A 23,316-nucleotide genomic window follows, 5' to 3' on the forward strand; every position below is an offset into this window, starting at 1 on the left:
TCAATTATGCCTGCTCCATAATCTTGAAGCTTTTCAGCCCGGTCTCCAGGTTGAATTGCAGGTGCGCGACGGTTGCGCGGTGAATCTGCGCCACGCGTATCGACGGCACTTCGCTACCCCTCTCCATCAGCCACATCTCGTGCAACGTTTCGGGGTGGACGTCCATGGAGCCCGGCGGGCGGCAGTTGTTGCACACCGCCCCGCCGACCGTGGCGTTGAACGCCTTGTGCGGGCCGGGTACCCCGCAGTTCGCGCAGTTGAAGAGGCTTAAACCCCAGCCGGCGTGCTCGGTGGCCTGCAGGATGAACGCGTCGAGGACCATCGTGGGGTGCTGCTCCGTTTGCAGGTTGCGCAGCGCGTCCTGAACCAGGGCGAACAGGGTGGGGTCCGCTTCGTCGAAGCTGAGCTTTTCCGCCGTTTCCATCACGGCGCAGGCGGCGGCGTAGCGGTCGAAGTCGTCGATGATGCGGGCGCCGTAGTAGGAGACGGTGTCGGCGGAAGCGATCGTCGAGAGGCCTCGGCCCGGGTAGATCAGCGCGTCGACCTCCACGAACGGCTGCAGCCGTGAGCCGAAGCGGCTCTTCGCCTTGCGCACCCCCTTGGCCACGCCGCGGATAAGCCCGTGGTTCTTGGTGAGCAGGACCACCACCCGGTCCGCCTCCCCAAAGTCGTAGGTGCGCACGACAAACGCGCGGTCGCGCCAGCTCGGGCGCGGCGCCTTAGAAGCCAAGCCGGCCCAGCGCCTTCGGGTCCTGCTGCCAGTTCTTCAGCACTTTGACGCGCACGTCCAGGTACACGTTTTGCCCGGTCAGCTCGATGATCTGCTTGCGCGCGCGGTGCACGATGCCGCTGAGGCGCCGCCCGTCCGGGCCCTCGATGATGCGTTTCTGGCCCGGGCGCTCCAGGTAGAGCACCGCGTAGATTTTGACGCGGCGGTCCTCCTGGATCATCTCGTCGATTTGGACGGCGACGGAGTGCGGCAGCTCGTCGCGAAGCCCCCGCAGCGCCTCCTCGCGGATGAGCTCCGCGATGCGCGTCTCCGTGTCCTCGTCCGTGGTGTGGTCCTCGGGGTAGAAACGCGGGCCTTGCGGGAGCTTATCGACGAGCACGTCAAGCAGCGTATCCACCTGAACCTTCTGGGTGGCCGACACCGGCACCAGCTCCGCGTCCTGGCCGAGCAGCTCGTGCAGCTCCAGCAGGCGCTCGCCGACAGTGTCCTTGCCGGTTTTGTCCAGCTTGGTCACGATGCCCACGATCGGCGTGTTCGGCTTGGTTTCGCGGATCTGCTCCAGGATGTAGCGGTCGCCGGGGCCGATCTTTTCGTCCGCAGGCACCGTGAAACCGATGACGTCCACGTCGGCGAAGGTGTCCTTGACCACGTCGTTGAGGCGCTCGCCCAGCAGCGTGCGCGGGCGGTGGATGCCCGGGGTGTCCACGACGATGACCTGCGCGTCGGGGCGGTTAATCACGCCGCGGATCGGGTGACGGGTCGTCTCCGGCTGGTCCGCCATGATCGCGATCTTCTCCCCCACCAGCGCGTTCGTCAGCGTGGACTTGCCGGTGTTCGGGCGGCCCACAAAACTGACGAACCCCGACCTGAAGCCCTCCGGGGTGTCAGTGAAGCCGCCGGCGTCGGCGCGCTCGAAATCGTTCGCGCTGGCCTCTGCGGGCAGATCGTCCGGGAAATCGGGGAAGTCGTTCATGGCCTGGGATTCTACCTGTCAACCCCTGAGTGGTTGAGCTGTGGACAACTGTGTTGCGGCGTCAACAATCGGCGGGGGTTATCCACAGATTTCTTTTTGGCCCTTGTCGGGGTTGCGGTGCCGCCATAGCTTCTGGGCCATGAACTTCACTGACTTTGTTTCCGCAGGCGTGGCCGTGCTCGCCGACTTCGACCGCGACGTAGCCATGGCCGCCGGCCTGTCCACCGGCCGGGTGCGTGATTTGGCGCGGGTGCACCACACCTACTTCGGGCCGACCCAGTTCACCCGCAAACAACGCGACGCCCTCGCCGCCGCCGAGGGTTTACCTATCGACCAGCTCGTGCACATCGAGAAAAAACTCCTCGCCGTCGAAGGCGCCGCCGAACGCTGGCGCATTAGGTTGGATTTGGTGCGCCACCGCGGCTCCTACCGGGCGTTGACCAAGCGCATCAAACGGCTGATCAAACAACCCGTCAAACCCGCCCCACCCTCGTGCAGGTTCAGCCGCTCGAAGGCGGGCATGCGCACCATGATCCTCACCTACAACGAGCGCGACCTCGCAGACCTGGAGCACCTGCTGCGACAACTCATCGACGCCGACGACCCCGCCGCCGCCCAAATGGCCCACACACTCATCAGCATCCTGCGCGACGGCAAAGGCGTGCCGAAGGCGAATTTCCGGCCGATCATCCTGGTGCCGATCGCCGACTGGGCCCGCATCCACTCCGGCCACGCAGACGAAGTCACCCTGATCTGCACCGACGGCACCACCATGACCGGGGCCGAGTACATGGAGCACGAATTCGGCGACATACTCGAAGTCGCCGCGTTCCACCCCCAGGAAGGCCCAGTCAACCTCTACTACGGTCAGCGCTGCGCCAACCCCAAGCAGAAGGTCATGTCGAAGCTGCTCTGCCCGGCTTGCGCGTTTCCCGACTGCAAACACTCCGCCGAAACCACACAAACGCACCACATTAACGCATGGCGCTACGGGGGAATGACCAACATGGACAACCTCGCAGAACTCTGCCCCTTCCACAACGGCGTCAACGCCGACAACAGGCAAGGCCCGTTCGGCTACATCGACAACCCGAACGCGCGCATCCACTGGGTCGCCCCCAACGGCACACGCGTCCCCATGACCACCCCAGGCGCGATGGAGCTGCTCTTCGACTAACCCGCCCACACACCGAAACCCGCCCCACCGGGCGGGCACATCGGCATGCCCAAAAACGGCTAGAGGGCCTCAACCTCGAACTGGAGCTGCGGGTTGGCGTAGAAGTCCTGCGCCTCGACGAGCTTGAGCTCCTGCGAGTCGGCCTCGAGGGTGACGCGCAGCAGGTCGTACACCGAGGACGCCGTCTTGGCCAGGGCGTCCTTCGCATCGCGGCCGCGGAGGTAGTGGCCGGTGAACAGCGCGGCGGTGACGTCGCCGGAGCCGTTGCGCTTGAACGGCAGGCGCGGGGTGCGCACGATCCACTTGCCGTGGTCGTCGACGGCGATCATCTCGATGGCGTCCTCAGGCGTCTCCGGGCGCTTTACCGAGGTGACCAGCACGGTGGACGGGCCCATCTCGCGCGCGGCGTCGACGGCGGCCAGGGTGGAGTCGAGGTCGGTCACGTCACGCTCGGTCAGGTACCCCAGCTCGAACTGGTTCGGGGTGATGATGTCGGCGGCCGGCACGATCGTCGAGCGGAACAGCGGCGGGATCGAATCTGCCACGAAGCAGCCGGACGTCGCCGAACCCATCACCGGGTCGCAGGTGTAGAGCGCGTCCGGGTTTTCAGCCTTGATGTCGCGCACGGTGCCCACGATCACGTCGGCGATTTCGGGGGAAGCCTGGTAGCCGGTGAGGATGCCGTCGATAAGCGAAAATGCGCCGCGGTCCCGGATGCCGTTAAGCACCGCGGCGACGTCGTCGGCCGGAATGATCGGCCCGCCCCACGCGCCGTAGCCGGTGTGGTTGGAGTAGTTCACGGTGTACACCGGCCAGACCTCGTGGCCGATGCGCTGCAAAGGAAAGACCGCTGCCGAGTTGCCAACATGGCCATACGCGACAGCGGACTGGATGGAGAGAATGTTGCTCATACGAGCATTTTAGAGCTCCGGCGACACCAGGATCTTCACCGCGGTCTCGTTGCGGTTGATCAGGGTGTCGAAGCCCTCGTCGACGACACCGTCAAAGCCGATCTTGCCGGTGATGAACGGCTTGAGGTCGACCTTGCCCTCCTCGACGAGCTTGATGGTCTGCTCGTGGTCGTGGGCGTAGCCGATGATGCCGCGGATGGTCAGCTCCTTCATCACCACGGCGTGGATGTCCAGCTCGGCCTTCTTGGACCAGATGGACTCCACAACCAGGGTGCCCTTGAGCTTCAGGCAATCGACGAGCTGGTCGAGCACGACGTTGACGGACGTTGCCTCGAATGCGGCGTCGACGCCCTTGCCGTCGGTGATCTTCTGGACTTCTTCCTTCAGGTCCTGCTTGGACGGGTCGATGGCGTGGTCGGCGACGCCTGCGTCGAGGGCCTTCTGGCGGCGCAACTCGGACAGCTCGGAGACGACAACAGTGCAGCCGTACGCCTTAGCGACGGCAGCCGTGAGCACGCCGATCGGGCCAGCACCGCCGACCAGGACCACGTCGCCCTCGCCGGCCTCGGAGGCGGAGAATGCGTGGTGGGCGACAGACAGCGGCTCGATGAGCGCGGCCTCGTCCAGCGGGACGTCGTTCTTGATCGGGTGGACCCAGCGGCGCTGCACCGCGATCTTCTCGGAAAGGCCGCCGCCACCACCGGCAAGACCGATGAAGTTCACATCCGGGTGGAGGTTGTACGGGCCCGGCTCCTTCGGGTCGACATCGTCGGGAAGCACGTACGGCTCGACGACAACATGCTGGCCGACCTCAAGATCGTCCACACCCTCGCCCAGCGCTGCGACGACGCCGGAGAACTCGTGGCCGAGCGTGACCGGCGGCTCCTCGCCGGTGATCGGGTGCGGGTGGCCCGGCTTCGGGCAGAAGATCGGGCCTTCCAGGTACTCGTGGAGGTCGGTGCCGCAGATGCCGCACCAGGCGACGTCGATGAGCACCTCGCCCTTGCCTGCCTCTGGGGCGTCGATGTCCTCGACGCGGATGTCCTTCTGGCCGTAGTAACGTACAGCGCGCATGTGAAGCTCCTCTCGGTGAAAAACCTGCTTACGCGTACTATTCTACCGAAAAGTAAGACTAATCGCCGTGGAGCGGCTCTGTGGCCTCCGCCACCGAGACCAGCACGGTGCGGGTCTTCACCCGGCCGCGGCGGTCGCGGCCGCCCTCGGCGGTGTAGCGCACCCCGTCGCGCAGAATCGACGCGCCCGGCAGCGGCACGCGCCCCAGCTCGTAGGACAACAGCCCCGCCACCGTGTCGACGTTGTCGGTGACGTCCTCGGCGTACTCCAGCTCGTAGTCCAGGTTGTCGGCGAGGTAGTCCACCAGGTCGTCCAGCGGCAGGCGCGCCTGGACGCGGAACACGCGCGGCTCCACCTCGGTGACCGGGGCTTCCTCGTCCTCGTCGTACTCGTCGGTGATCTCGCCGACGATCTCTTCGAGCAGGTCCTCCATGGTGAGGAGGCCGGCGACGGTGCCGTATTCGTCGATAAGCATCGCAATGTGCGTGTTCGACTGCTGCATCTCTTTCAGCAGCACGTCCAGCGGCTTCGAGTCCGGGATGAACAGCGGCTCGCGCATGAACTCCGTGATCGGCGTGGCGGGGTCGAGCGGGGTGCCGCGGTCGTCGAACATGTCCTTCAGGTACGCGATGCCGACGATCTCGTCGACGCTCTCCCCGATCACCGGCACGCGCGAATGCCCCGAGCGCACCATGAGCGCGGTGGCCTGGCGGGCGGCTTTTTCGCCCTCGATCCACACCATCTCCGGGCGCGGCACCATGACCTGGCGCGCGTAGTTGGACGCGAGGTCGAAGATGTTCTGGATCATGCGGCCCTCGGTGGTTTCCACCACGCCCTTTTCCTGCGCGACCTCGACCATCTCGCGCAGCTCGATCTCGGTGGCGTAGGGGCCGTCGCGGAAGTCCTCGCCGGGGTGGAACAGGTTGCCCACCCAGATCAACAACTTTGCGACGGGCCCGAGCACCACCTGGAACGCCCCTAGCCCCTGGGCCGCTTTGAGCGAAATGGTGTAGGGGTTGCGCTTGCCCGCGGTGCGCGCGAACACCCCGACGATGGAAAATTGCAGCAGCGTGACGACGATCACCGCCACCGCAATCGCCCACCCGTCCGAGTCCAGCAGATCCATCGCGAGCATCGCCGCGGTGACGGACGCGAGGACATCCAGGACCGTTTTGACCAGCACAAGCGTGTTGACGTGGTTCGCGCGGTGGTCCACCACCCGCAGCAGCGCCTCCGCGCCCGGGGTGTCGACTTTGACCATGCCCTCCACGCGGGCGCGGGAGATCGGGGCGAGCGCGGACTCGATGGAGCCGAGCAGGCCGGACAACAGCAGCGCGGCGACGGTGACGACCGCGTAGACGAAGGTCAGCGTCACTCGGCGCCGCCAATATTGCGCTGCATCAGCTTGTCCAGCTCGTCGCGGTCCGCGGCCGACGGGAAGGCGTGCGCGCCGGTCGGCTTCGGCTGGTACTCCACGCCGCGGCGGGCGAGGTCGTCGTACCAGTCCGCCAAAATCTCGTTTTGCAGCGCGAACATCTCGCGCTCGTCTTTCGGCTCGATGTGGTCGTAGCCCAACAGGTGCAGCACGCCGTGGACGGTCAAAAGCGCCATCTCGTGCGCCAGGTCGTGGCCGGCCATTTCGGCCTGCTTGCGGTCGTAGGCCGGGCACAGGATGATGTCGCCGAGCATCGCCGGGCCGGGCATGTCCGCGTCGGGGCGGCCGCCGCCGGGGGTGAGCTCGTCCATGGGAAAGCTCATCACGTCCGTCGGGCCCTCCAGGTCCATCCAGCGCACGTGCAGGTCAGCCATCGTGGCTTCGTCGACGAGCGTGATGGTGGCCTCGGCGTCGGGGTGGACGTCCATGGAGCGCATGGCGAACGACGCGACGTCGATAAGCATTTGCTCATTGACCTCCGCCTCGCCGGACTCATTTAAGACTTCAATGCTCACTGGTTTGCCTCCGCTTCCCGCTCGGCCTCGATCGCCTGCTGGCGTTTCTCGTAGCGCAGGGCGTTCTGCGCGTCGTGGCGGTCGTACGCCGCGACGATGCGCGAAATTAGGTGGTGGCGCACCACGTCGCCGGCGCCGAGCTCCTGGAACGAAATGTCGTCGATGTCCGCGAGGATGCGACGCGCCACGCGCAGGCCCGAGACGGTGCCGCGCGGCAAATCCACCTGGGACGTGTCACCCGTGACCACCATCTTCGAACCGAAGCCGAGGCGGGTGAGAAACATCTTCATCTGCGCCCCGGTGGTGTTCTGCGCCTCATCCAGGATGACAAACGCGTCCGACAGGGTGCGCCCGCGCATGTAGGCCAGGGGCGCGACCTCGATGATGCCGGCCTCGATGAGCTTCGGGATCGCCTCCGGGTCCATCATGTCGCGCAACGAGTCGTAAAGCGGGCGCAGGTACGGGTCGATCTTGTCCGAGAGTGTGCCGGGCAAAAAGCCGAGCTTTTCGCCCGCCTCCACCGCCGGGCGGGTCAAAATGATGCGCTTGACCTCTTTGTTCTGCAGCGCCTGGACCGCCTTCGCCACCGCGAGGTACGTCTTGCCGGAGCCAGCGGGCCCAATGCCGAAGGTGATGGTGTTGTCGTCGATCGCGTCGACGTACGCGCGCTGCCCGGCCGTCTTCGGGCGGATGACCTTGCCGCGGCGCGAGATGATCTCCTCGCCGAGGATGTCGGCGACCGAGCCGGGTGCTTCGGCCTCCATGATGCGCACCGCCTGGATCACTGTGTCCACCCCCAGCGGCACACCGCGGCGCGCCATGGACTCCAGCTCCTCGACGACGCGCAGCGCGTGCGCCGCCTGCTCCGCGTGCCCCTTGACGGTCAGCTCGGTGCCGCGGGCGTGGAAGCCCACCCCGAGCTGGTCCTCTAGAACCCGCAGGTTGTCGTCGTTGATCCCTAGGACGGACTGTGCGTACGCCGAGTCGAGTTCGACCTTGCGCGTCACCATTTCTTCCATGGGGGCCAACCCTACCAGCGGGAGGTCAACGCCCCGATGGCGCAAAGCCCCGCGAACGCCGCCGAGGCGGTGCGCAGCACGTCGGGCCCGAGCTTCACCGGGCGCGCGCCGAGGATCTCCAGTTCGTCGTCGCCAATGCCGCCCTCCGGCCCGACGATCAGCCACACGTCCTCGCCGAAATCGACATCGCGGATCGAGTCGGTGGCGTCCTCGTGCAGCACCAGAGCGTGGCGCTCCTGCAGCAGCTCGGACAGCTGGTTCGTCGTCACCGGGTCGCGCACCTCCGGCACCCACGCGCGCCGCGCCTGCTTCGCGCTGGAAAGCGCCTGCGCGCGCCACTTCTCCACCTGCTTGGCCTGCTTGTTCGCCGGCCACCGCGCGATGGTGCGGTGCGAAATCCACGGCACGATCGCGTCGGCTCCGGCCTGCACCGCCAGGTCCACCGCGAGCTCCGCGCGCTCGCCCTTCGGCACCGCCTGCACCACCGTCACGCGCGGCGTGGGCTGCGGCACGAACTCTTGCCTTTCGACGACTCCATCAACCCGACCAGCCCCCACCGACGTGACGCGGGTGAGCGCGGTGGACCCTTGGCCGTCGATAAGCATGATGCGCTCGCCGGGCTCGATGCGCTTGACGTGCGCGTGCTTGGCTTCGGCGCCGGTGAGCGTGCCGGCGGCGGGGTCGTCGGTGAAAAAGTACGGCAGGCTCATCGGCGGAAGCGGTCGCGCATGCGGGAGAAGAAGCCCTCGCCGTGCTCGTCGGACTCGACGTGGACCTCCGGGTTGTCCGGGTGGCCGTCGCGGAGGTCCTGCAACGCGGCGCGCTCGTCGTTGCTCAGGGCGGTGGGCACGGTGACCTGGACGTGGGCGATCATGTCGCCGGCGCCCTCGGCGCGCAGCCGCGGCATGCCCTCGCCCTGCAGGTGGATGGTGTCGCCGGGCTGGGTGCCGCCGGGCACCTCGATGACGGTCTTCTCGCCGGCGAGGTTGTCCACGCTCAGCTCGGTGCCGAGCGCTGCGTCGTACATCGGCACGGTCAGGCGCACGTGCAGGTCGTTGTTCTCGCGCACGAACACCGGGTGCGGTTTGACCTGCACCTCCACGTAGAGGTCGCCGGCGGGGCCGCCGCCGTGGCCGACCTCGCCCTGGTCCGCCATGCGGATGCGCATGCCGGAGTTGATGCCGGCGGGGATGTTCACGGTCAGATCGCGGGTGGCGCGCACGCGGCCGTCGCCGGCGCACTGGGTGCACGGGTCCTTGATCACTTCGCCGTAGCCGTGGCAGGTGGGGCACTCGCGGGTGGTCATGACGTTGCCCAAAAACGACTGCTGCATCTCCTGGACCTGGCCCGCGCCGCCGCAGGTGCCGCAGGGCACCGGCTTCTCCTCGGTCTTGGACCCGGTGCCGTGGCACTTGTCACACAGCACGGCGGTGTCGACGGTGACGTCCTTTTTCGTGCCCGCGAAGGCCTCCTCGAGCGTGATGGCGGTGCGCAGCAGCGCGTCGTTGCCCGGCTGCACGCGCGAGCGCGGCTGGCGGGCGCCACCGCCGCCGAAGAACGCCTCGAAGATGTCGCCGAGTCCCCCGCCGCCGAAGCCGCCCGCGCCACCCATGCCGCCGCCGGCTTCCATCGGGTCGCCGCCGCGGTCCACGATGGAGCGCTTCTGCGGGTCCAGCAGCACCTCCTGCGCCGCCGCGATCTCCGCGAACTTCTCGGCCGCCTCCTCGGACGGGTTCACGTCCGGGTGGTACTTGCGCGCCAGCTTGCGGTACGCCTTCTTAATCTCCTGCTCGGTGGCTTCCCGGTCCACGCCGAGGATGCCGTAGTAATCGCGAGCCATAACTTCCCTTCTATTCGCCCCGCAGAATGCGGCTGATGTAGCGGGCCACGGTGGCAACCTTCTGCATGGTACCGGGGTAGTCCATGTGGGTCGGACCCACTACCCCGAGGCCGCCGAGTGCCTCGTCGCCCGAGCCGTACGCTGTTGTAACAATCGAGGCGCGCGAAAATTCCTCGTCCTCGTTTTCGCGCCCGATGCGCACGCTCACCCGCTCGAGTTCCTGCGCGCCGGCGAGCAGTTTCAGCACCACCACCTGCTGCTCAAGCGCGTCGATGACGCCCTGCAAGCCTCCCGACGGCACGACCAGGTTCGACGAGCCTGCAATGATCAGCCGGTCCGGCGCGGCGTCCACAAGCGTGGTGATCAGCACTTCTGCCGCGCGTGAGGTGGGGTCGGCGAGGTGGGGCGGAGCTTTCGTCGATAGGCGAGAAAGCGCCTCGGAGGCGTCGCGCATGGTTTGGCCCACCAGGGCCTCATTCAAAAGGTCGCGCAAAAGCCGCACCCCGTCCGGCCCGATCGGCGCGGAAAGCTCCACGTTGCGCTGGTCCACGCGCCCGGCGTCCGTGATCAGCACCAGCAATAGCCGCGTCGGGGTCAGCTCCACCACCTCGCAGTGCTTCACGCGCGAGACCGTCAGCGTGGGCAGCTGCACCACCGCCGCCTGGTTGGTCAGCTGGGCAAGCAGCTGCACGGAGCGGCGCAGCACGTCCTCTAAGTCCACGCCGTTTTCCAAGAAATCCAAAATGGCGTGGCGCTCGGCGGCGCTCAACGGCTTGACGTCGTGCAGCGCGTCCACGAACGCGCGGTAACCCGCCTCAGTGGGGATGCGGCCGGACGAGGCGTGCGTCTGAGAGATGTAGCCCTGCTGCTCCAGCACCGCCATGTCGTTGCGGATCGTCGCCGAGGACACCCCCATCTTGTGCCGCTCCACCAGGGACTTCGACCCCACCGGCTCCTGGCTTGCAATGTAGTCCGCCACGATCGCGCGCAGCACCGCTTGGCGCCGCTGGTCCGCAGTACCCATTACGCCTCCTTACTCGGCTGCCAGGATATCGGTGATGATGCCGTCTGCAAGCAGCCGGCCCTTGTCGGTCAGCCGCAGCCTGTCGCTTTTCTCAAGCAGCCCCGCGCGCACATGCCTATCGACGACCTCCCGTGCCCCCGCCCCGACCCAATCTGCCGGGATCCCTTCTTTCAGCCGCAGGCCGAGCATGACTGCCTCGGTGTGGGCCTCTGTTTCCGTGATGGGTTCGGTGTCCTGGATGGGCAGCGCGCCGTCGGCAAGCAACTGTGCATACTTTTCGGGGCGCTTGACGTTGAAGAAACGCTCGGCGCCGATGAAGCTGTGCGCGCCCGGGCCTGCGCCCCACCACTGCTGGTTGCGCCAGTAGATGAGGTTGTGGCGGCACTGCCCGCCCGGTTTGGCCCAGTTGGAGACCTCGTACCAGTGGTAGCCGTTGGCAGCGAGGGTGTCGGCGATGATCTCGTAGCGGTCCGCGTAGACGTCCTCCTTTGGTGCGGGCAGTTCGCCGCGGCGGATCTTGCGGGCCATGGCGGTGCCGTCCTCGACGATGAGCGAATACGCGCTGACGTGGTCGACGTCCGTGGAAAGGATGGCGTCGAGGGTGCGGCGGACGTCGTCGTCGGTTTCGGTGGGCGTACCGTAGATCATGTCCAGGTTCACGTGTTCAAACCCGGCGGCTCGGGCCTCGCGGGCGGCGGCGACGGCGCGGCCCGGGGTGTGCTGGCGGTTCAGCACCTTGAGCACCGGCGTGGAGGCGGACTGCATGCCGAGTGAGACGCGGGTGAAGCCGGCGTCCAGCAGGCCCGCGAAGTAGTCGGGGCTGGTGGATTCGGGGTTGGACTCGGTGGTCACCTCCGCGCCGGGGTTCAGGCCGAAAGTGTTGCGGACGGCGGCGAGGATGCGCCCGAGTCCGTCCGCGCCGAGCAAGCTCGGGGTGCCGCCGCCGATGAACACGGTGTCGGCTTGGGGCAGGCCGCGCGCGGCGGCGAGCTCGAGTTCTTTCTCGAGCGCGTCTAAGTACTGGGCGTGGGAGGAATCCACCTCGGTGGGTGTGTAGGTGTTGAAGTCGCAGTACCCGCAGCGAGTGGCGCAAAACGGGACGTGGACGTAAACGCCGAATGAATCCATGGCCTTAAGGCTAGGCGCCGCGGCGGGAACGCTTCGCGGCGACCTTGGCCACGATCCGGTCGATGCGGGCGCGCTCCTCCAAAAACTCCGGCGGGTTGGACCCGCGCATGGTGCGCACGAACGCCGGGTGGTCCACGCAGACGGTTTCCACCCAGCCCACCACGGCTTCCTCGACGATTTCGCCGACACGGGCGTACATCTGCGGCAGCGACACCACGCCGAGCTCGCGGGCGACCATGTCGGTCTGCTCCAGACAGTACGACACAATCTCGCCTAAGTGCTGCACCACCAGGTCGGTGCGGCCGGTCAGCGCGTCCTGCATCGTCTGCACCGAAAACGGGGCTTGTAAGGGGAAGAGGTCGTTCAGGCCGGAGGCGTCGAGAAGCTCGGGCTCCGGAATGCGCTCCTCCGGCTTCGCGCCCGCGGACAGGTGGCCGGCGGCGCGGCCGGAGGTCAGCGCCTGGCGCAGGCCGATCAGCTCAGCGACGACGCGGCGGGCGTCCTGGCGGGCGTCGTCGACAATCTCGACGAACTCGGCGAGGCAGTCCTCGGTGAGCTCCCCGTCGTAATCCGCAATCGCCTCCGCGAGGTGCTCGGTGTACTCCGCCACCTCGTCGCCGATGTTGTAAATCTCCTGCGTGAGCTCGCGGTGGCGCAGCACGGCGGCAGTCTTGTGCATCGCGAGCCCTCCTTGGAAACGCCTGTGGGAAGTGACAAATTGGCATGCTATGCCACAGCCGCACGCGTTAAAGGAAGGCGCGCCGTGTTAACGCTGATACAGCTTGTCGATGTCCTCCTGGAACCGCTGGAACACCACGTTGCGCTTCACCTTCATCGTCGGGGTCATCTCGTCGTGCTGCTCGGACAGGTCGCGGTCCAGGATGCGGAACTTCTTGATCGCCTCGGTGCGCGAGACGGTGGCGTTGGCCAGGTTCACCGCGTCCTGAACCTCCGCGCGCAGCGCCGGGTCCTGGGCGAGCTCGGCAACCTTCTTGTTCGCCGGGATGTTGTGGTTGGCCTTCCAGCGCTTGAGCTCCTCCTCGTCCAGGGTGACCAGCACGCCGACGAACGGCTTGCCGTCGCCGACCACCAGCGCGTTGGAGATCAGCGGGTCCTGGCGGATGATCTCCTCCATCGGGCCCGGCGAGATGTTCTTGCCGCCGGCGGTGACAATCAGGTCCTTCTTGCGGCCGGTGATGGAGACGTAGCCGTCCTCGTCCACCTCGCCCAAGTCGCCGGTGTTGAACCAGCCGTCCGTGAGCGCCTCCTCGGTGGCGGCCGGGTTGCGCCAGTACTTCTCAAACACGCCGGGGCCTTTGAACTCGATCTCGCCGTCGTCGTTGATGCGCACCGAGTAGCCGTTGACCGGCCGGCCCACGGTGCCGATCGTGTTGGCGTGGGCGTTGTTCACGCACGCCGCCGCGCAGGTCTCGGTCAGGCCGTAGCCCTCGTAGATGGGCACGCCCATGCCGCGGAAGAAGTGCGACAGGTCGGCGCTCATGGCCGACCCGCCGGTAATCCCGTACCAGACGGAGCCGCCCATGGCCTCCTTGATCTTGCCGTAGACGACCTTGTCGTAGACCGCGCGCTTCGCCTTCTGCACCCGCGACGGGCCCTCCGGGGTGTCCAGCGCCTTCGAGTACTCAATCGCGGCCTTCTCGGCCTCCAAGAACATGCGCTTGCCAATCGCGGAGCCGTCCGCGGCCTTGTTGTAGGCGCCCTCGCGCACCTTCTCAAACACGCGCGGCACGCCGACGACCAGGTTCGGGCGCACGCGCTGCAGCTCCACCATCATCGTCGACGTGTCGGACCAGTGCGACTGGGTTGCGCCCGAGATCGTCCACGCCAGCGACACCGCGCGCGCCAGCACGTGCGCCAGCGGCAAAAACGTGACCATGCGCTGGCCGGGGAAGGACACCGAGCCGATCTCGTTTTCAAGCAGCGCCCAGCACTGGTACGCCCAGTTGCCGTGGGAAATCTCCACGCCCTTCGGCCGGCCGGTGGTGCCGGAGGTGTACACGATGGAGCCCAGGGTGTGGTGGCGGATGGCGGCCACGCGTTCGTCGATAAGCGATTGCTCGACGTCGCGCCCCTCGAACTTCAGCGTCTCTACACCCGCGGCGTTGAACTCGTAGATGCGCTCGAGCTTTGATGGGGAGTCCGCGAACTTCGCCTTGCCGGTCTCGTCCAGCAGGAACGGGCTCATCAGCTGGGTGTGGTCGCGCGTTTCGGTAAAGGCGATCTTCGCGCCGGAGTCCTCCAGGATCCACTGGATCTGGTGCATCGAACTCGACGGGTAAATCGGCACCGAGGCGGCGCCGGCGGCCCAGATGGCGAAGTCCACGAGCGACCACTCGTAGCGCGTCGACGACAAAATGGCCACGCGGTCCCCCGGCTCCACGCCCGCGGCGACGAGCCCCTTGGCGACCTCGTAGACCTCCTCCAAAAACTCCGCCGCCGTGACCGAAACCCACTCGTAGTTGCGCGGCCGGTAGTACAGCACCAGGTGGGGGCTCTGCTCGCAGGTGCGAATCAGCCGACTGAGGCACGTGTCCGTGTCGTTGAGCGTGAATCCAAGTTCCGTGGTGTGCGCGTTTGAAGGCATGGTGTCCAAGACTACCCCAGCGTGCTGGCCTTAGCTTTGGCACAATGCGTGGCGTGACCAACGTTGCCCTGCTCCACGCCCTCGCCGAGGCTTACGGCTTCGGCACGTCCTACCGTGCCTCGAATGGGCTGGTCACCGAGCCGCCCGCCGAGTCGTTTATCAAGTTGCTGCGGGCCTTGGGGCTTTCGCTTAACGACGACCCGTCGGACGAAGAACTCCAATTCCACCTCGATGCCCGCCGCGAATTTTGGGCGACCAGGCCCATGCCGCCGTGCGTGGTGGCCACCGAGGGCGCCGAGAAACACTTCAACGTCCACGTGCACGACGGGCACTGGGCGCACTGCTGGATCCGGCTGGAGGACGGCTCCTCGCGTGACGCGTACCAGGACGAGAACTGGGCCCCGCCGTTCACCGCCGCCGACGGCGTGGTCTGGGGCGAGGCCACGTTCCACGTGCCGGGCGATCTGCCGGCCGGCTACCACGAGCTGCGCTTAGAGTCCGACAACTTGGACGAGGTCTGCCCGCTGATCGTGGTGCCGGCGTCCTTGTCCACCAACGCCGAGGTGGTGCAAGAACCGGTGTGGGGCGTGATGGCGCAGCTGTACTCGGTGCGCTCGCTGGACTCCTGGGGCATCGGCGACTTCCACGACCTCGGCGCGATCGCCGAAGCGGTGGCGGCCGAGGGCGCGGACTACTTGCTGATCAACCCGGTGCACGCCGCCGAGCCCGTCCCGCCGATCGAGGACTCGCCGTACCTTCCCACCTCACGCCGCTTTGTCAACCCGATCTACATCGCGGTGGAGCAGGTGCCGGAATATGGGCTGTTGGACGAGGGGGACCGGGAGGACGTCGCAAAGCTTGCTGCGGAGTTCAAGGCGATGAACCACACTGCAGACCCCTTGGAGCGCGACCGGATTTTCGCCGCGAAGCTGGCGGCGCTGCGCACGCTGTTTTTTGTGGCGGCGGCGGATGAGGCGCGCACGCGGGACTTCGAGCTGTTCTGCGAGGTTGAGGGCGAGGGGCTGCGCCAGTTCGCCGAGTGGTGCGCGGCGCAGGCGAGCGAGTCGGAGCACCACGGCGCGCCGAAGCACGCCGGCGAGGACCCGCAGGAGCTGGTGCAGTTCTACATGTGGCTGCAGTTCATCGCCGACGAGCAGCGCCGCGTCGCGCAGGAGCGGGCGGTGGCGGCCGGGATGCGGCTGGGCATCATGACCGACCTGGCAGTGGGCATCCACCCCGGCGGGGCAGACGCGGCGACGTTGCACGAGGTGCTGGTGCCCGACGCCTCGGTGGGGGCACCGCCGGACCAGTACTCGCAGCAGGGCCAGGACTGGTCGCAGCCGCCGTGGAACCCGCAGCAGCTGGCGGAGGCCGGCTACGGGCCGTGGCGCGATTTGCTTCGCACCGTGCTGCGCCACTCCGGCGGGATCCGCGTGGACCACGTTTTGGGGCTGTTCCGCCTGTTCTGGCTGCCGCGCATGGACACCCCGTTGCACGGCGCCTACATGAACTACGACTTCGAGGCCATGGTCGGCGTGTTAGTGCTGGAGGCGCAGCGCGCGGGTGCTGTGGTGGTGGGCGAAGACCTGGGCACGTTCGAGCCGTGGGTCCAGGACGTGCTTCGCGACAAGGGCATCCTCGGCACCTCTGTGCTGTGGTTCGAGTCCGTGCCGCCGGAAGCGCCGCGCCCGTCGCAGCAGTACCGCAACCTCGCGCTGACCGCGGTGGGCACCCACGACCTGCCGCCCACCGCCGGGTATTTGGAGGGCGCGCACAACGCGCTGCGCCACAAGCTCGGGCTGGTCAAGGAGTCGCTAGACGAGCTCAACGCCACCGACGCCGTGTGGATCTCGCAGGTGCTCGCCGCCGCGCAGGCGGAGGGGGCGTTCGACAACTCCCCGCTCGCTGACGTGGACTTTCTCGACCGGGACTTGGGCGAGTACGACGACGTGGAGGCCCTCGTCGAGGGGCTGACGCGGTTTATCGCCTCCACCCCGTCCGCGATGACGTGCACGAACCTCGTGGACATGGTCGGCGACACGCGCATTCAAAACCAGCCGGGCACCAACCACGAGATGTATTCCAACTGGTGCATTCCGCTTTGCGACGCCTCCGGTACCCCCGTCCTCATCGAAGACCTCCCCGACGTCGCACTGTTCACGCGCATCGCCAAAGCCAGCGCGCGGAGCGAACGCTAGAGGGCGCTGACGATCGCCGCGAAGACGACGAGCGCGATGAGCACCCACATCACCTGGGTCACCCGCGACTGCGGGTACTTGCGCTGCGGCTTGGGCAGCTTCTGGTCCTGCTTGCGCAGCTCTTCCGGGTTGGCCATGGTGTGTAAGCCTAGCGCCGCGGGCTAGCGGCGGGAAACCAGGCGCGCGGCGGCCCGGGCGACACCGTCGACGATGCGCAGCAGCGTGTAGCCGGCCGCGGCGCACACCGGCGCGGCCGCGGCGAGGATCGCGGGGACCTGCAGCCAAGGGCTTAGGCCCATCACCCAGCCGAGCAGCGCGTTGCTCATCAGATCAGGCCCATCGCGTAGCCGATCGCCGGCACCAGCACCGCCACAGCGGCCACGACGCCGAGGGTGATCAGCAGCGCCTTGGCGATGTTGTTGTCGCGGGTCTCCTCCGCGGCGTCCTCGCTGCTTTGCTCCTGAGCCTCAGGCGTGACGACGGGCGCCTCGCTCGGCACACTCGACGGCGTCGCCGCGCCGACCGGGATGGCCGGCTGCAACGTCGCGGCTGGGACCACCACGGTCTTTTTCTTCGGCCCGGAGATGTGGATGGTGTTGCCGGACACCGACGTCACGGCCGGCGCCGGCTCGCGGGGAGTCTGCGGCGAGGCCCCTGGCGCCTCAGAGGCAGGCGCGGGCTCGCGCGTGACCTCCGCAACGGGGTTCACCACGGTGCTGCGCACCGGAGTAGGCACCGCCGGCGTGGACGTTTTCTTGCTCGGCGAGGCCGGCTTTGCCGACGCGCCGTAGTGGGAGCGGAGGAACGTGTCGATGGCGGAGTCGTCGTAAAGCGCGCCGCTTTGAAGCGAACTGGCGCGCTCGAAGCCCACGACCTCCTCGCCGCGCTCGTCCACAAGCGCGTTCGCCCCGGACATCACGCCGACGAGCCCGCGGCCCGGCGCGTAGACCGGCCCGCCGGAGTCGCCGTAGTCCGGCATGCCGGGGGCGTCGAAGTAGATGGTTTTCTCGATCATGCCCACGAACGGCCCACAGGTGGCGCGGTTTGTGCCGCCGTGCGAGGCGTAGCCGTGGTAGCACAGCGTCTCGCCGGGCTCGATGTCTTCGATGGGCACGTACTCGCCGCCGAAGGGGTTGGCCTCCACCTCGACGCCGTTGAACCAGTAGATCACCGCCCAGTCGTTGGCGTTGGAGGCGCCGTAGTAGGCGGCGGCCGGGTAGATCATGCCGGCAGGGGTGGTCATTTCGCGGCCCTTGCTGTCGGCGAGGTAGACCAGCGAGCCGGTTTGCCACCCGTAGTCGCCGTTGTCGGCGCAGTGTCCGGCGGTGTAGCTGCGGCGTTGCTTCGAGTCGTTGTAGCCGATGGTGCAGGCGGTGAGGTTGTCGTTGCCGAGGTTGTCCACGAACATGCGGGCACCTTGCTTGACGACGAGCCGCTCCGCCGCCGGCGCCTCCACCCCACCGACGAGACCAGAAGCTGCCAGCGCGGACGCCGCGGCGAGCGCAGCGACGCATGCGCCCACGCGGGGGCATCGCACTGTACCGTTCGCCATGCAGCTTTCCTTGTCTTGTCTTTTAACGGTTTCCCCGGAACTGTACAGCACGAACCTGTGCAACTACACGTCGGAGCCAGCGAGCCCGCGGCGCTGAAGCAGCGGGCGGGTGTCCTTGTCGCGGCCGCGGAAGGCGCGGTAGGCCTCCGCGTAGTCGCGCGAGGATCCCTTGGACAGAATCGTCTCGCGGAACTTCGCGCCGGTCTGCCGGTTGATTCCCTCCTCGGCGACGAGTTCGTAGCCGTCGGCGTCGAGCGCTTCGGCCCACAGGTAGGAGTAGTAGCCCGCGGAGTAGCCGCCGGCGAAGATGTGGTTGAACCAGGTGGAGCGGTAGCGCGGCTCCAGCCCTTCGACGTTCAGGCCGTACTCGCGTAGGACGTTGTCTTCGAAGGCGTCGATGTCCGACGGGATCTCGCCCGCAAGCGAGTGCCACGCAAGGTCGATCGCGGAAGCCGCGAGGTACTCGGCGGTGGTGAAGCCCTGGCCGAACTGGCGCGAGGCCTCCATCGCCTGCAGAAGCGGCGCCGGGATGACTTCGCCGGTGTCCACGTGGCGCGCGTAGTTGCGGGCGATTTCCGGGGCGAACGCGTAGTTCTCGTTGATCTGGGAGGGGAACTCCACCCAGTCGCGCGGGACGTTGGTGCCGGAGTGCGACGGGTAGCGCACGTCGGAAAGCAGGCCGTGCAGGGCGTGGCCGAACTCGTGGAACAGGGTGGTCACCTCGTCGATGGTGAGCAGGTTCGAGCTGATGGACATGACGTTGACCACCACCGGCTTCGTGCCGGCGAGGTGGGACTGGTCCACAAACGAGCTCATCCACGCGCCGCCGCGTTTCGACGGGCGGGCGTTGTAGTCCGTGAGCAACAGCCCGATGCCGGTGCCGTCTTCCTCCTTGACCTCCCAGACGTCCACGTCCTCGCGGTAGCCGGCCAAATCCTCGCGCTTTTCCACCGTGATGCCGTAGAGCAGGTTGGCGGCGTAGAAGACGCCGTCGGTGAGCACCTGCTCGAGCGGGAAGTACTTGCGCAGCTCCGCCTCGTCGATGCCCAGTTCCTCCTCGCGGCGCTTGGCCTGCCAGTACGGCCAGTCCGCGCCGCCGAGCTCCTCGCCAGCCAGTTCGCCGGCGAGTTTGCGCTCCGCCTCGGCATTCGCGGCCGCCGCCGGCGCCAGGTCCGCGATGAGCTGGCGGGCGGCCGCGGCGGTGCCGGCGGTCTCTTCCGCGATGACGTAGTCGGCGTGCGTGTCGAAGCCGAGCAGCTTCGCGCGCTCCTGGCGCAACTTCACGGACTCCAGCACGATGTCCGGGTTGGTGTCGCGGCCGCGGGCACGGGAGGCGTCGAAAAGCTTGCGGCGCGAAGAAGAGGTGTCCAGCTCCGACTGCAGCGCCTGGGTGGTGGGCAGTTCGATCGGCACGACGTAGCGGCCGCCGTCCTCGTAGGCGGCGAGCTGGTCGTCGGAAAGCCCGGCGAGCTCCTCGCGCGAAAACTCCACGGCGAGCTTCTTCGTGTCCGCGAGCAGGTTGCGGCCGAAGCGCTCCGACAGCTCAGACAAACGCTGGTTGATCTCCTGCAGGCGCGACTTCCCGGCGGCGTTAAGGTCCGCGCCGCGGCGGGTGAAGCGGCGCAGCCGCTCGCTGTGAAGCCTCTGCGACTCCGCGTCCGCCGGCACCTCGACGCCCTTGATGCGCTGGTAGAGCGCGTCGTTCTGGTAGATCGAGTCCACGTGCGCGGACAGCTTCGGCACGATGCGGTCTGCCACCGCGTCGAACTCGTCGGTGGCGTCGGTGCCCTGCAGGTTGAAAAACCACGACATCACCCGGTCCAGGTCCTGCCCGGCCAGCTCGAAGGCTTCGACGGTGTTGGCCCACGTCGGCGCGTCAGCGGTGGTGATCTCGGCGATTTCCGCGGCGTGGCGCTTCAGCGCCTCTTCGAACGCGGGCTCCACGTGTTCCAGCCGGATCGCGGCGAAGTCCGGCAGGTTGTACGGCAAGGTCGAGGGGGTCAGAAGCGGGTTTGTCATGGCGGTCAGTGTATGCGGATACGATCTGCCGCATGGGCGAAACGGAGATCACATGCGCGGCCGGCACCATCGTGGGCACTGTCCGCGATAACGCGAGGCTTTTCGACGCCATCCCGTTCCTGGAAAAGGCGCACCCCTTCGACGACCCGGTGGCTTTGAAGCAGGGATTGCTTATCGACGCCACCGCGCCGCACCCCAACGCCCTCTCCATCAGTGCCCCGCTTAGCGCGCGGGCGGGGACGGACTGCCCGGTGGTGGTGTGGCTGTCAGCGCCGGCCGAGCTCGGCGACGGATTCATCCACGTGCACGTGCCCCACCGCGACGGCTTCGAAGGGTTTCTCCCCTTTGCCGCCGACGCCATCGGACACTTCCGCGGCGTCGCAGACGTGAAGCTCGCGCTGCGATGGATCCAGCGCAACATCGAGGCCTTCGGCGGCGATCCCACCAACGTCACCGTCGTCGGCGCCGGCGAGGAGGCGGCGGTGGCGCTGTGGCTGTGCCGCCGCGATCACTACGCCGGCGAGTTCCGCCGCGTCTGGGCCGCGGACCCGGTGTTCCCGCGCGCGCCGTACGAGAAGCGCAAGTGGATCGTGCGTTACCTGCTGTCCGCGCCGCTCACTCGCGCCAAGCTCAACGAGTTGGCGGAGAATCGGCCTGGCAGGGTGGGGCGGAGCTACCGTCGATACGCAAAGTTCTTCGGACCTATGGGCCCGCAGCCCCACGACGCCTCCGAGCTCGCAGAGCTCGCGGTAGTGCGAGTGGAAGACGCGCTGGACCCCGGCGCGATCGCGGAATTTGCCCGCTAGTTGTTCAGGTTGCCTTTGAAGGTGACGTTGCCGATGGTGAACTCCGCGTCCCACAGGTTGCCGGTGGACACGTCGAAGGGGAACTTCGCGTTCACGGTCGCGCCCGGGCCCAGCGGGCGGTCCAGGCCCACGATGTCCACGCCGGCCTCCTCCGCGATGGGGACGAACTTCGCGTCCTTCATGTCCGGGTTGGAGGTGGAGTTGACGTTGTAGCGCAGCTTCGGCTCGAGCGCGTCCGCAGGCAGCGGCGCGTCCGACTCGTTGGTGATCGCAACCACCACAACCGAGCCGCCGTTCGGCGCGTACGAGGAGCCCTGCCACTTGTAGGACAGCTCCATCGCCGGGTCCTTCACACGGTCGCCGTTGGTTTTGTCGCTGACCAACGGGTCCGCCTCGTTGACCTCGAAGGGCTTGCGCTGCACACCAATGCGGTCGTCCGCCTGGCCCTGCGGGGCATCCTCGGCGGCGGTGACCTGGGTGGAGCTGATGGTGTCCTCCCCCAGCTGGGCGTCCGCGCAGGCAGAAAGCGCAAAGGCGGCTGCCAGGGCTGCGGCGGCCAGTGCGGCCTTGGGGCGGCGGGTGCGGTGGGACATGTGCGCCTCTTCTTGTGTCGCGGTGGTTTTGACGGTTCTGCCCCACTTTACAGCCCTAGTAGGGTGTCGAAATTATGCAGTCTTTGATGCGCGTGATCCGCAGTGCCTCCGCCCTCTGGCCGTTCTATATCGCCGTGGTTGCGGTCTCCACGCTGGTGGCGGCTCTTGGGTTGGTCACGCCGTTTCTGCTGCGGGAGGCGACGGACACCATCGTGGCAAAGCTTGGCGACGCCTCCCTGCCCGACCCCACCCGCACCGTCATTTGGCTCGCCGTTGCGCTCTTCGCCGCCGAAGCGCTGGCCTCGGTGCTGCGCAACGTCTCCGGGTACTTAGGCGACGTGATGGTCGCGCGGATCCGCCAGATTTTGTCCACGCGCTACTTTGCCAAGCTGCTCGCGCTGCCGCAGCGCTACTACGACAACCAGGTCACCGGCACGATCATCGCCAGGCTGGACCGCTCGATCGCGAACGTCACGCAGTTCATCCAGTCCTTCACCAACAACTTCCTGCCCATGCTGATGCAGGTGGTGGCGATTCTGGGCATCACCGCCTACTACTACCGGCCGCTGACGGTGCTGCTGGCGCTGCTGTTCCCGCTCTACACCTGGCTCACCGCGCTGACGTCGAAGCGCTGGCAGGTCTTTGAAAAGGAGAAAAACGCCAACATCGACGAAGGCAACGGCCGCTTCGCCGAGGTCGTGGGACAAGTGAAGGTGACCAAGTCCTACGGCGCCGAGGTGCGCGAGCTGGAGAAGTTCGGCCGCCACTACACCAACACCGTGGACATCACCCGCCCCCAGTCACGCTGGTGGCACTCCATGGACACCCTGCGCGGCGTGGCCATGAACCTGATCTTCTTGGGCATCTACCTCATCTTGTTCACCCGCACGCTGCACGGGCACTTCACGGTCGGCGAGATGGTCATGCTCATCCAGATGGTCACCATGGCACGCCAGCCGGTGACGATGATGAGCTGGATCGTGGATTCCGCCCAGCGCGCCATCGCCGGCTCGCGCGACTACTTCAAGGTGATGGACGAGCCGGTCGAGCCGACCGCGAACCGGCAGCTGGTCGAGGCGACGAAGGCGTCGGGCATGCCGGAGGTCGTCGTCAAGCAGCAGGCTCCTTTGCAGGTGCGCGAGCCGGTCATCGCGTTCGAGGACGTCACCTTCGAGTATTTGGAGGGCGAGCCTGTGCTTCACAGCGTCAACTTCGCCGCCCACGAAGGCGAAACCATCGCGCTTGTCGGCGAATCCGGCGGCGGCAAGTCCACGATCGTGAACCTGCTGTTGGGCCTCTACCCCATCACCCGCGGCCGGCTGCGCGTGTGCGGCGAGGAGATCTCGGAGCTGGACGTGGAAAAGCTGCGCGCCACCACCGGTGTGGTGTTCCAGGAGGCGGCGCTGTTCTCCGGGTCGGTGTTTGAAAACATCGCCTACGGCAAGCCCGACGCCACGCTGGAGGAAGTCGTGGAGGTGGCGAAGCGGGCGAACGCGCACGAGTTCATCATGAAGTTCACCGACGGCTACGACACCGTCATCGGTGAGCGCGGCCTGCGCCTTTCCGGCGGGCAGCGCCAGCGCGTGGCCGTGGCGCGCGCCATGCTCAAGGACGCGCCGATCCTGATCCTCGACGAGGCCACCTCCGCCCTGGACACCAAGGCCGAGCGCGCCGTGCAGGCCGGCCTGGACCAGCTGATGGAGGGACGCACCACCAT

Annotated in this window: 21 protein-coding genes and 1 pseudogene; 4 read left to right on the plus strand and 18 right to left on the minus strand. The window is 67.1% G+C overall.

What is annotated here, in order from left to right; genetic code table 11:
- Positions 1-4 precede the first annotated feature (4 nt).
- Together recO and era are read right to left on the minus strand one after the other, a co-directional pair.
- On the minus strand, positions 5-730 hold the full coding sequence (gene recO / locus O5O53_RS07795; RefSeq protein ID WP_269511015.1) for a DNA repair protein RecO: 726 nt from the start codon (positions 728-730) through the stop codon (positions 5-7).
- Complete coding sequence (era, locus tag O5O53_RS07800; RefSeq protein ID WP_269511018.1) at positions 720-1,703, minus strand: GTPase Era; 984 nt, start codon at positions 1,701-1,703, stop codon at positions 720-722. The genes recO and era overlap by 11 nt, the downstream gene beginning before the upstream one ends.
- 139 nt (positions 1,704-1,842) lie before the next feature.
- Here era and O5O53_RS07805 point away from each other — a divergent pair, with 139 nt between their 5' ends.
- Positions 1,843-2,880, plus strand: a complete 1,038-nt coding sequence (locus O5O53_RS07805) for an HNH endonuclease signature motif containing protein (protein WP_269511020.1) — start codon at positions 1,843-1,845, stop codon at positions 2,878-2,880.
- A gap of 59 nt (positions 2,881-2,939) precedes the next feature.
- Here O5O53_RS07805 and pdxY read toward each other — a convergent pair whose 3' ends face one another.
- The 11 genes from pdxY to O5O53_RS07860 all read right to left on the minus strand — a co-directional run bounded on the left by pdxY (position 2,940) and on the right by O5O53_RS07860 (position 14,431).
- The gene (pdxY, locus tag O5O53_RS07810) at positions 2,940-3,791 is read right to left on the minus strand and encodes a pyridoxal kinase PdxY (RefSeq protein WP_269511022.1); all 852 of its coding nucleotides are present in this window, start codon (positions 3,789-3,791) and stop codon (positions 2,940-2,942) included.
- Positions 3,792-3,800: 9 nt separating this feature from the next.
- Complete coding sequence (locus O5O53_RS07815) at positions 3,801-4,865, minus strand: 2,3-butanediol dehydrogenase (RefSeq protein ID WP_269511024.1); 1,065 nt, start codon at positions 4,863-4,865, stop codon at positions 3,801-3,803.
- 58 nt (positions 4,866-4,923) lie between these two features.
- A complete protein-coding gene (locus O5O53_RS07820; protein ID WP_269511027.1) occupies positions 4,924-6,240 on the minus strand; it encodes a hemolysin family protein in 1,317 nt (438 codons plus the stop codon).
- Positions 6,237-6,815, minus strand: coding sequence for an rRNA maturation RNase YbeY (gene ybeY / locus O5O53_RS07825; protein ID WP_269511030.1), 579 nt, complete (start codon positions 6,813-6,815; stop codon positions 6,237-6,239). The genes O5O53_RS07820 and ybeY overlap by 4 nt, the downstream gene beginning before the upstream one ends.
- The gene (locus tag O5O53_RS07830; RefSeq protein ID WP_269511033.1) at positions 6,812-7,834 is read right to left on the minus strand and encodes a PhoH family protein; all 1,023 of its coding nucleotides are present in this window, start codon (positions 7,832-7,834) and stop codon (positions 6,812-6,814) included. Before O5O53_RS07830 ends, ybeY begins: the two co-directional genes overlap by 4 nt.
- Positions 7,835-7,845: 11 nt before the next feature.
- Positions 7,846-8,544: a 16S rRNA (uracil(1498)-N(3))-methyltransferase gene (locus O5O53_RS07835; RefSeq protein ID WP_269511036.1), complete on the minus strand. Its 699-nt coding sequence runs from the start codon at positions 8,542-8,544 to the stop codon at positions 7,846-7,848.
- Positions 8,541-9,674, minus strand: a complete 1,134-nt coding sequence (gene dnaJ / locus O5O53_RS07840; protein ID WP_269511038.1) for a molecular chaperone DnaJ — start codon at positions 9,672-9,674, stop codon at positions 8,541-8,543. Before dnaJ ends, O5O53_RS07835 begins: the two co-directional genes overlap by 4 nt.
- Before the next feature lie 10 nt (positions 9,675-9,684).
- On the minus strand, positions 9,685-10,698 hold the full coding sequence (hrcA, locus tag O5O53_RS07845; RefSeq protein WP_269511041.1) for a heat-inducible transcriptional repressor HrcA: 1,014 nt from the start codon (positions 10,696-10,698) through the stop codon (positions 9,685-9,687).
- Positions 10,699-10,707: 9 nt separating this feature from the next.
- A complete protein-coding gene (hemW, locus tag O5O53_RS07850; protein WP_269511044.1) occupies positions 10,708-11,826 on the minus strand; it encodes a radical SAM family heme chaperone HemW in 1,119 nt (372 codons plus the stop codon).
- Positions 11,827-11,836: 10 nt separating this feature from the next.
- Positions 11,837-12,505 carry a hypothetical protein gene (locus O5O53_RS07855; protein WP_269511047.1) on the minus strand — a complete coding sequence of 223 codons (669 nt, stop codon included), beginning with the start codon at positions 12,503-12,505 and terminating at the stop codon, positions 11,837-11,839.
- Between the two features lie 87 nt (positions 12,506-12,592).
- Positions 12,593-14,431, minus strand: coding sequence for an AMP-dependent synthetase/ligase (locus O5O53_RS07860; RefSeq protein WP_269511050.1), 1,839 nt, complete (start codon positions 14,429-14,431; stop codon positions 12,593-12,595).
- 53 nt (positions 14,432-14,484) lie between these two features.
- Here O5O53_RS07860 and malQ point away from each other — a divergent pair, with 53 nt between their 5' ends.
- Positions 14,485-16,629, plus strand: a complete 2,145-nt coding sequence (gene malQ / locus O5O53_RS07865) for a 4-alpha-glucanotransferase (RefSeq protein WP_269511053.1) — start codon at positions 14,485-14,487, stop codon at positions 16,627-16,629.
- On the opposite strand, the gene O5O53_RS07870 is transcribed toward malQ, so the two are convergent.
- From O5O53_RS07870 to O5O53_RS07885, 4 genes are all read right to left on the minus strand, one after another.
- Positions 16,626-16,766 carry a hypothetical protein gene (locus tag O5O53_RS07870; RefSeq protein ID WP_269511055.1) on the minus strand — a complete coding sequence of 47 codons (141 nt, stop codon included), beginning with the start codon at positions 16,764-16,766 and terminating at the stop codon, positions 16,626-16,628. The genes malQ and O5O53_RS07870 overlap by 4 nt on opposite strands.
- A gap of 24 nt (positions 16,767-16,790) precedes the next feature.
- Positions 16,791-16,955 carry a hypothetical protein gene (locus tag O5O53_RS07875; RefSeq protein ID WP_269511057.1) on the minus strand — a complete coding sequence of 55 codons (165 nt, stop codon included), beginning with the start codon at positions 16,953-16,955 and terminating at the stop codon, positions 16,791-16,793.
- Positions 16,955-18,181: a chymotrypsin family serine protease gene (locus tag O5O53_RS07880; RefSeq protein ID WP_269511061.1), complete on the minus strand. Its 1,227-nt coding sequence runs from the start codon at positions 18,179-18,181 to the stop codon at positions 16,955-16,957. Before O5O53_RS07880 ends, O5O53_RS07875 begins: the two co-directional genes overlap by 1 nt.
- Positions 18,182-18,244: 63 nt before the next feature.
- A complete protein-coding gene (locus O5O53_RS07885) occupies positions 18,245-20,200 on the minus strand; it encodes a M3 family metallopeptidase (protein ID WP_269511064.1) in 1,956 nt (651 codons plus the stop codon).
- A 32-nt stretch (positions 20,201-20,232) separates the two neighbouring features.
- Between O5O53_RS07885 and O5O53_RS07890 the strand changes: the two genes are divergently transcribed.
- Entirely contained in the window at positions 20,233-21,006 is a 774-nt protein-coding gene (locus tag O5O53_RS07890) for a carboxylesterase family protein (RefSeq protein WP_269511067.1), read from the plus strand.
- Here O5O53_RS07890 and O5O53_RS07895 read toward each other — a convergent pair.
- Positions 21,003-21,599: a hypothetical protein gene (locus O5O53_RS07895; protein ID WP_269511070.1), complete on the minus strand. Its 597-nt coding sequence runs from the start codon at positions 21,597-21,599 to the stop codon at positions 21,003-21,005. The two genes, O5O53_RS07890 and O5O53_RS07895, sit on opposite strands and share 4 nt — an antisense overlap.
- An 86-nt stretch (positions 21,600-21,685) precedes the next feature.
- On the opposite strand from O5O53_RS07895, the pseudogene O5O53_RS07900 reads away from it, so the two are divergent.
- A pseudogene (locus O5O53_RS07900) lies at positions 21,686-23,233 on the plus strand (ABC transporter ATP-binding protein); the annotation flags it as partial.
- Between the last annotated feature and the right edge of the window lie 83 nt (positions 23,234-23,316).

This window comes from Corynebacterium faecium, assembly GCF_027257105.1.
Classification (GTDB): Bacteria; Actinomycetota; Actinomycetes; order Mycobacteriales; family Mycobacteriaceae; genus Corynebacterium; species Corynebacterium lehmanniae.

What these genes read in the sequence shown, in the direction of transcription:
- era (WP_269511018.1), bottom strand. Translation starts at nt 1,703, where the DNA reads ATGAACGACTTCCCCGATTTCCCGGACGATCTGCCCGCAGAGGCCAGC.
- O5O53_RS07885 (WP_269511064.1), bottom strand. Translation starts at nt 20,200, where the DNA reads ATGACAAACCCGCTTCTGACCCCCTCGACCTTGCCGTACAACCTGCCG.
- pdxY (WP_269511022.1), bottom strand. Translation starts at nt 3,791, where the DNA reads ATGAGCAACATTCTCTCCATCCAGTCCGCTGTCGCGTATGGCCATGTT.
- O5O53_RS07860 (WP_269511050.1), bottom strand. Translation starts at nt 14,431, where the DNA reads ATGCCTTCAAACGCGCACACCACGGAACTTGGATTCACGCTCAACGAC.
- O5O53_RS07880 (WP_269511061.1), bottom strand. Translation starts at nt 18,181, where the DNA reads ATGGCGAACGGTACAGTGCGATGCCCCCGCGTGGGCGCATGCGTCGCT.
- O5O53_RS07855 (WP_269511047.1), bottom strand. Translation starts at nt 12,505, where the DNA reads ATGCACAAGACTGCCGCCGTGCTGCGCCACCGCGAGCTCACGCAGGAG.
- O5O53_RS07815 (WP_269511024.1), bottom strand. Translation starts at nt 4,865, where the DNA reads ATGCGCGCTGTACGTTACTACGGCCAGAAGGACATCCGCGTCGAGGAC.
- O5O53_RS07805 (WP_269511020.1), top strand. Translation starts at nt 1,843, where the DNA reads ATGAACTTCACTGACTTTGTTTCCGCAGGCGTGGCCGTGCTCGCCGAC.
- O5O53_RS07875 (WP_269511057.1), bottom strand. Translation starts at nt 16,955, where the DNA reads ATGAGCAACGCGCTGCTCGGCTGGGTGATGGGCCTAAGCCCTTGGCTG.
- dnaJ (WP_269511038.1), bottom strand. Translation starts at nt 9,674, where the DNA reads ATGGCTCGCGATTACTACGGCATCCTCGGCGTGGACCGGGAAGCCACC.
- O5O53_RS07835 (WP_269511036.1), bottom strand. Translation starts at nt 8,544, where the DNA reads ATGAGCCTGCCGTACTTTTTCACCGACGACCCCGCCGCCGGCACGCTC.
- O5O53_RS07870 (WP_269511055.1), bottom strand. Translation starts at nt 16,766, where the DNA reads ATGGCCAACCCGGAAGAGCTGCGCAAGCAGGACCAGAAGCTGCCCAAG.
- hemW (WP_269511044.1), bottom strand. Translation starts at nt 11,826, where the DNA reads ATGGATTCATTCGGCGTTTACGTCCACGTCCCGTTTTGCGCCACTCGC.
- O5O53_RS07830 (WP_269511033.1), bottom strand. Translation starts at nt 7,834, where the DNA reads ATGGAAGAAATGGTGACGCGCAAGGTCGAACTCGACTCGGCGTACGCA.
- O5O53_RS07890 (WP_269511067.1), top strand. Translation starts at nt 20,233, where the DNA reads ATGGGCGAAACGGAGATCACATGCGCGGCCGGCACCATCGTGGGCACT.
- hrcA (WP_269511041.1), bottom strand. Translation starts at nt 10,698, where the DNA reads ATGGGTACTGCGGACCAGCGGCGCCAAGCGGTGCTGCGCGCGATCGTG.
- O5O53_RS07895 (WP_269511070.1), bottom strand. Translation starts at nt 21,599, where the DNA reads ATGTCCCACCGCACCCGCCGCCCCAAGGCCGCACTGGCCGCCGCAGCC.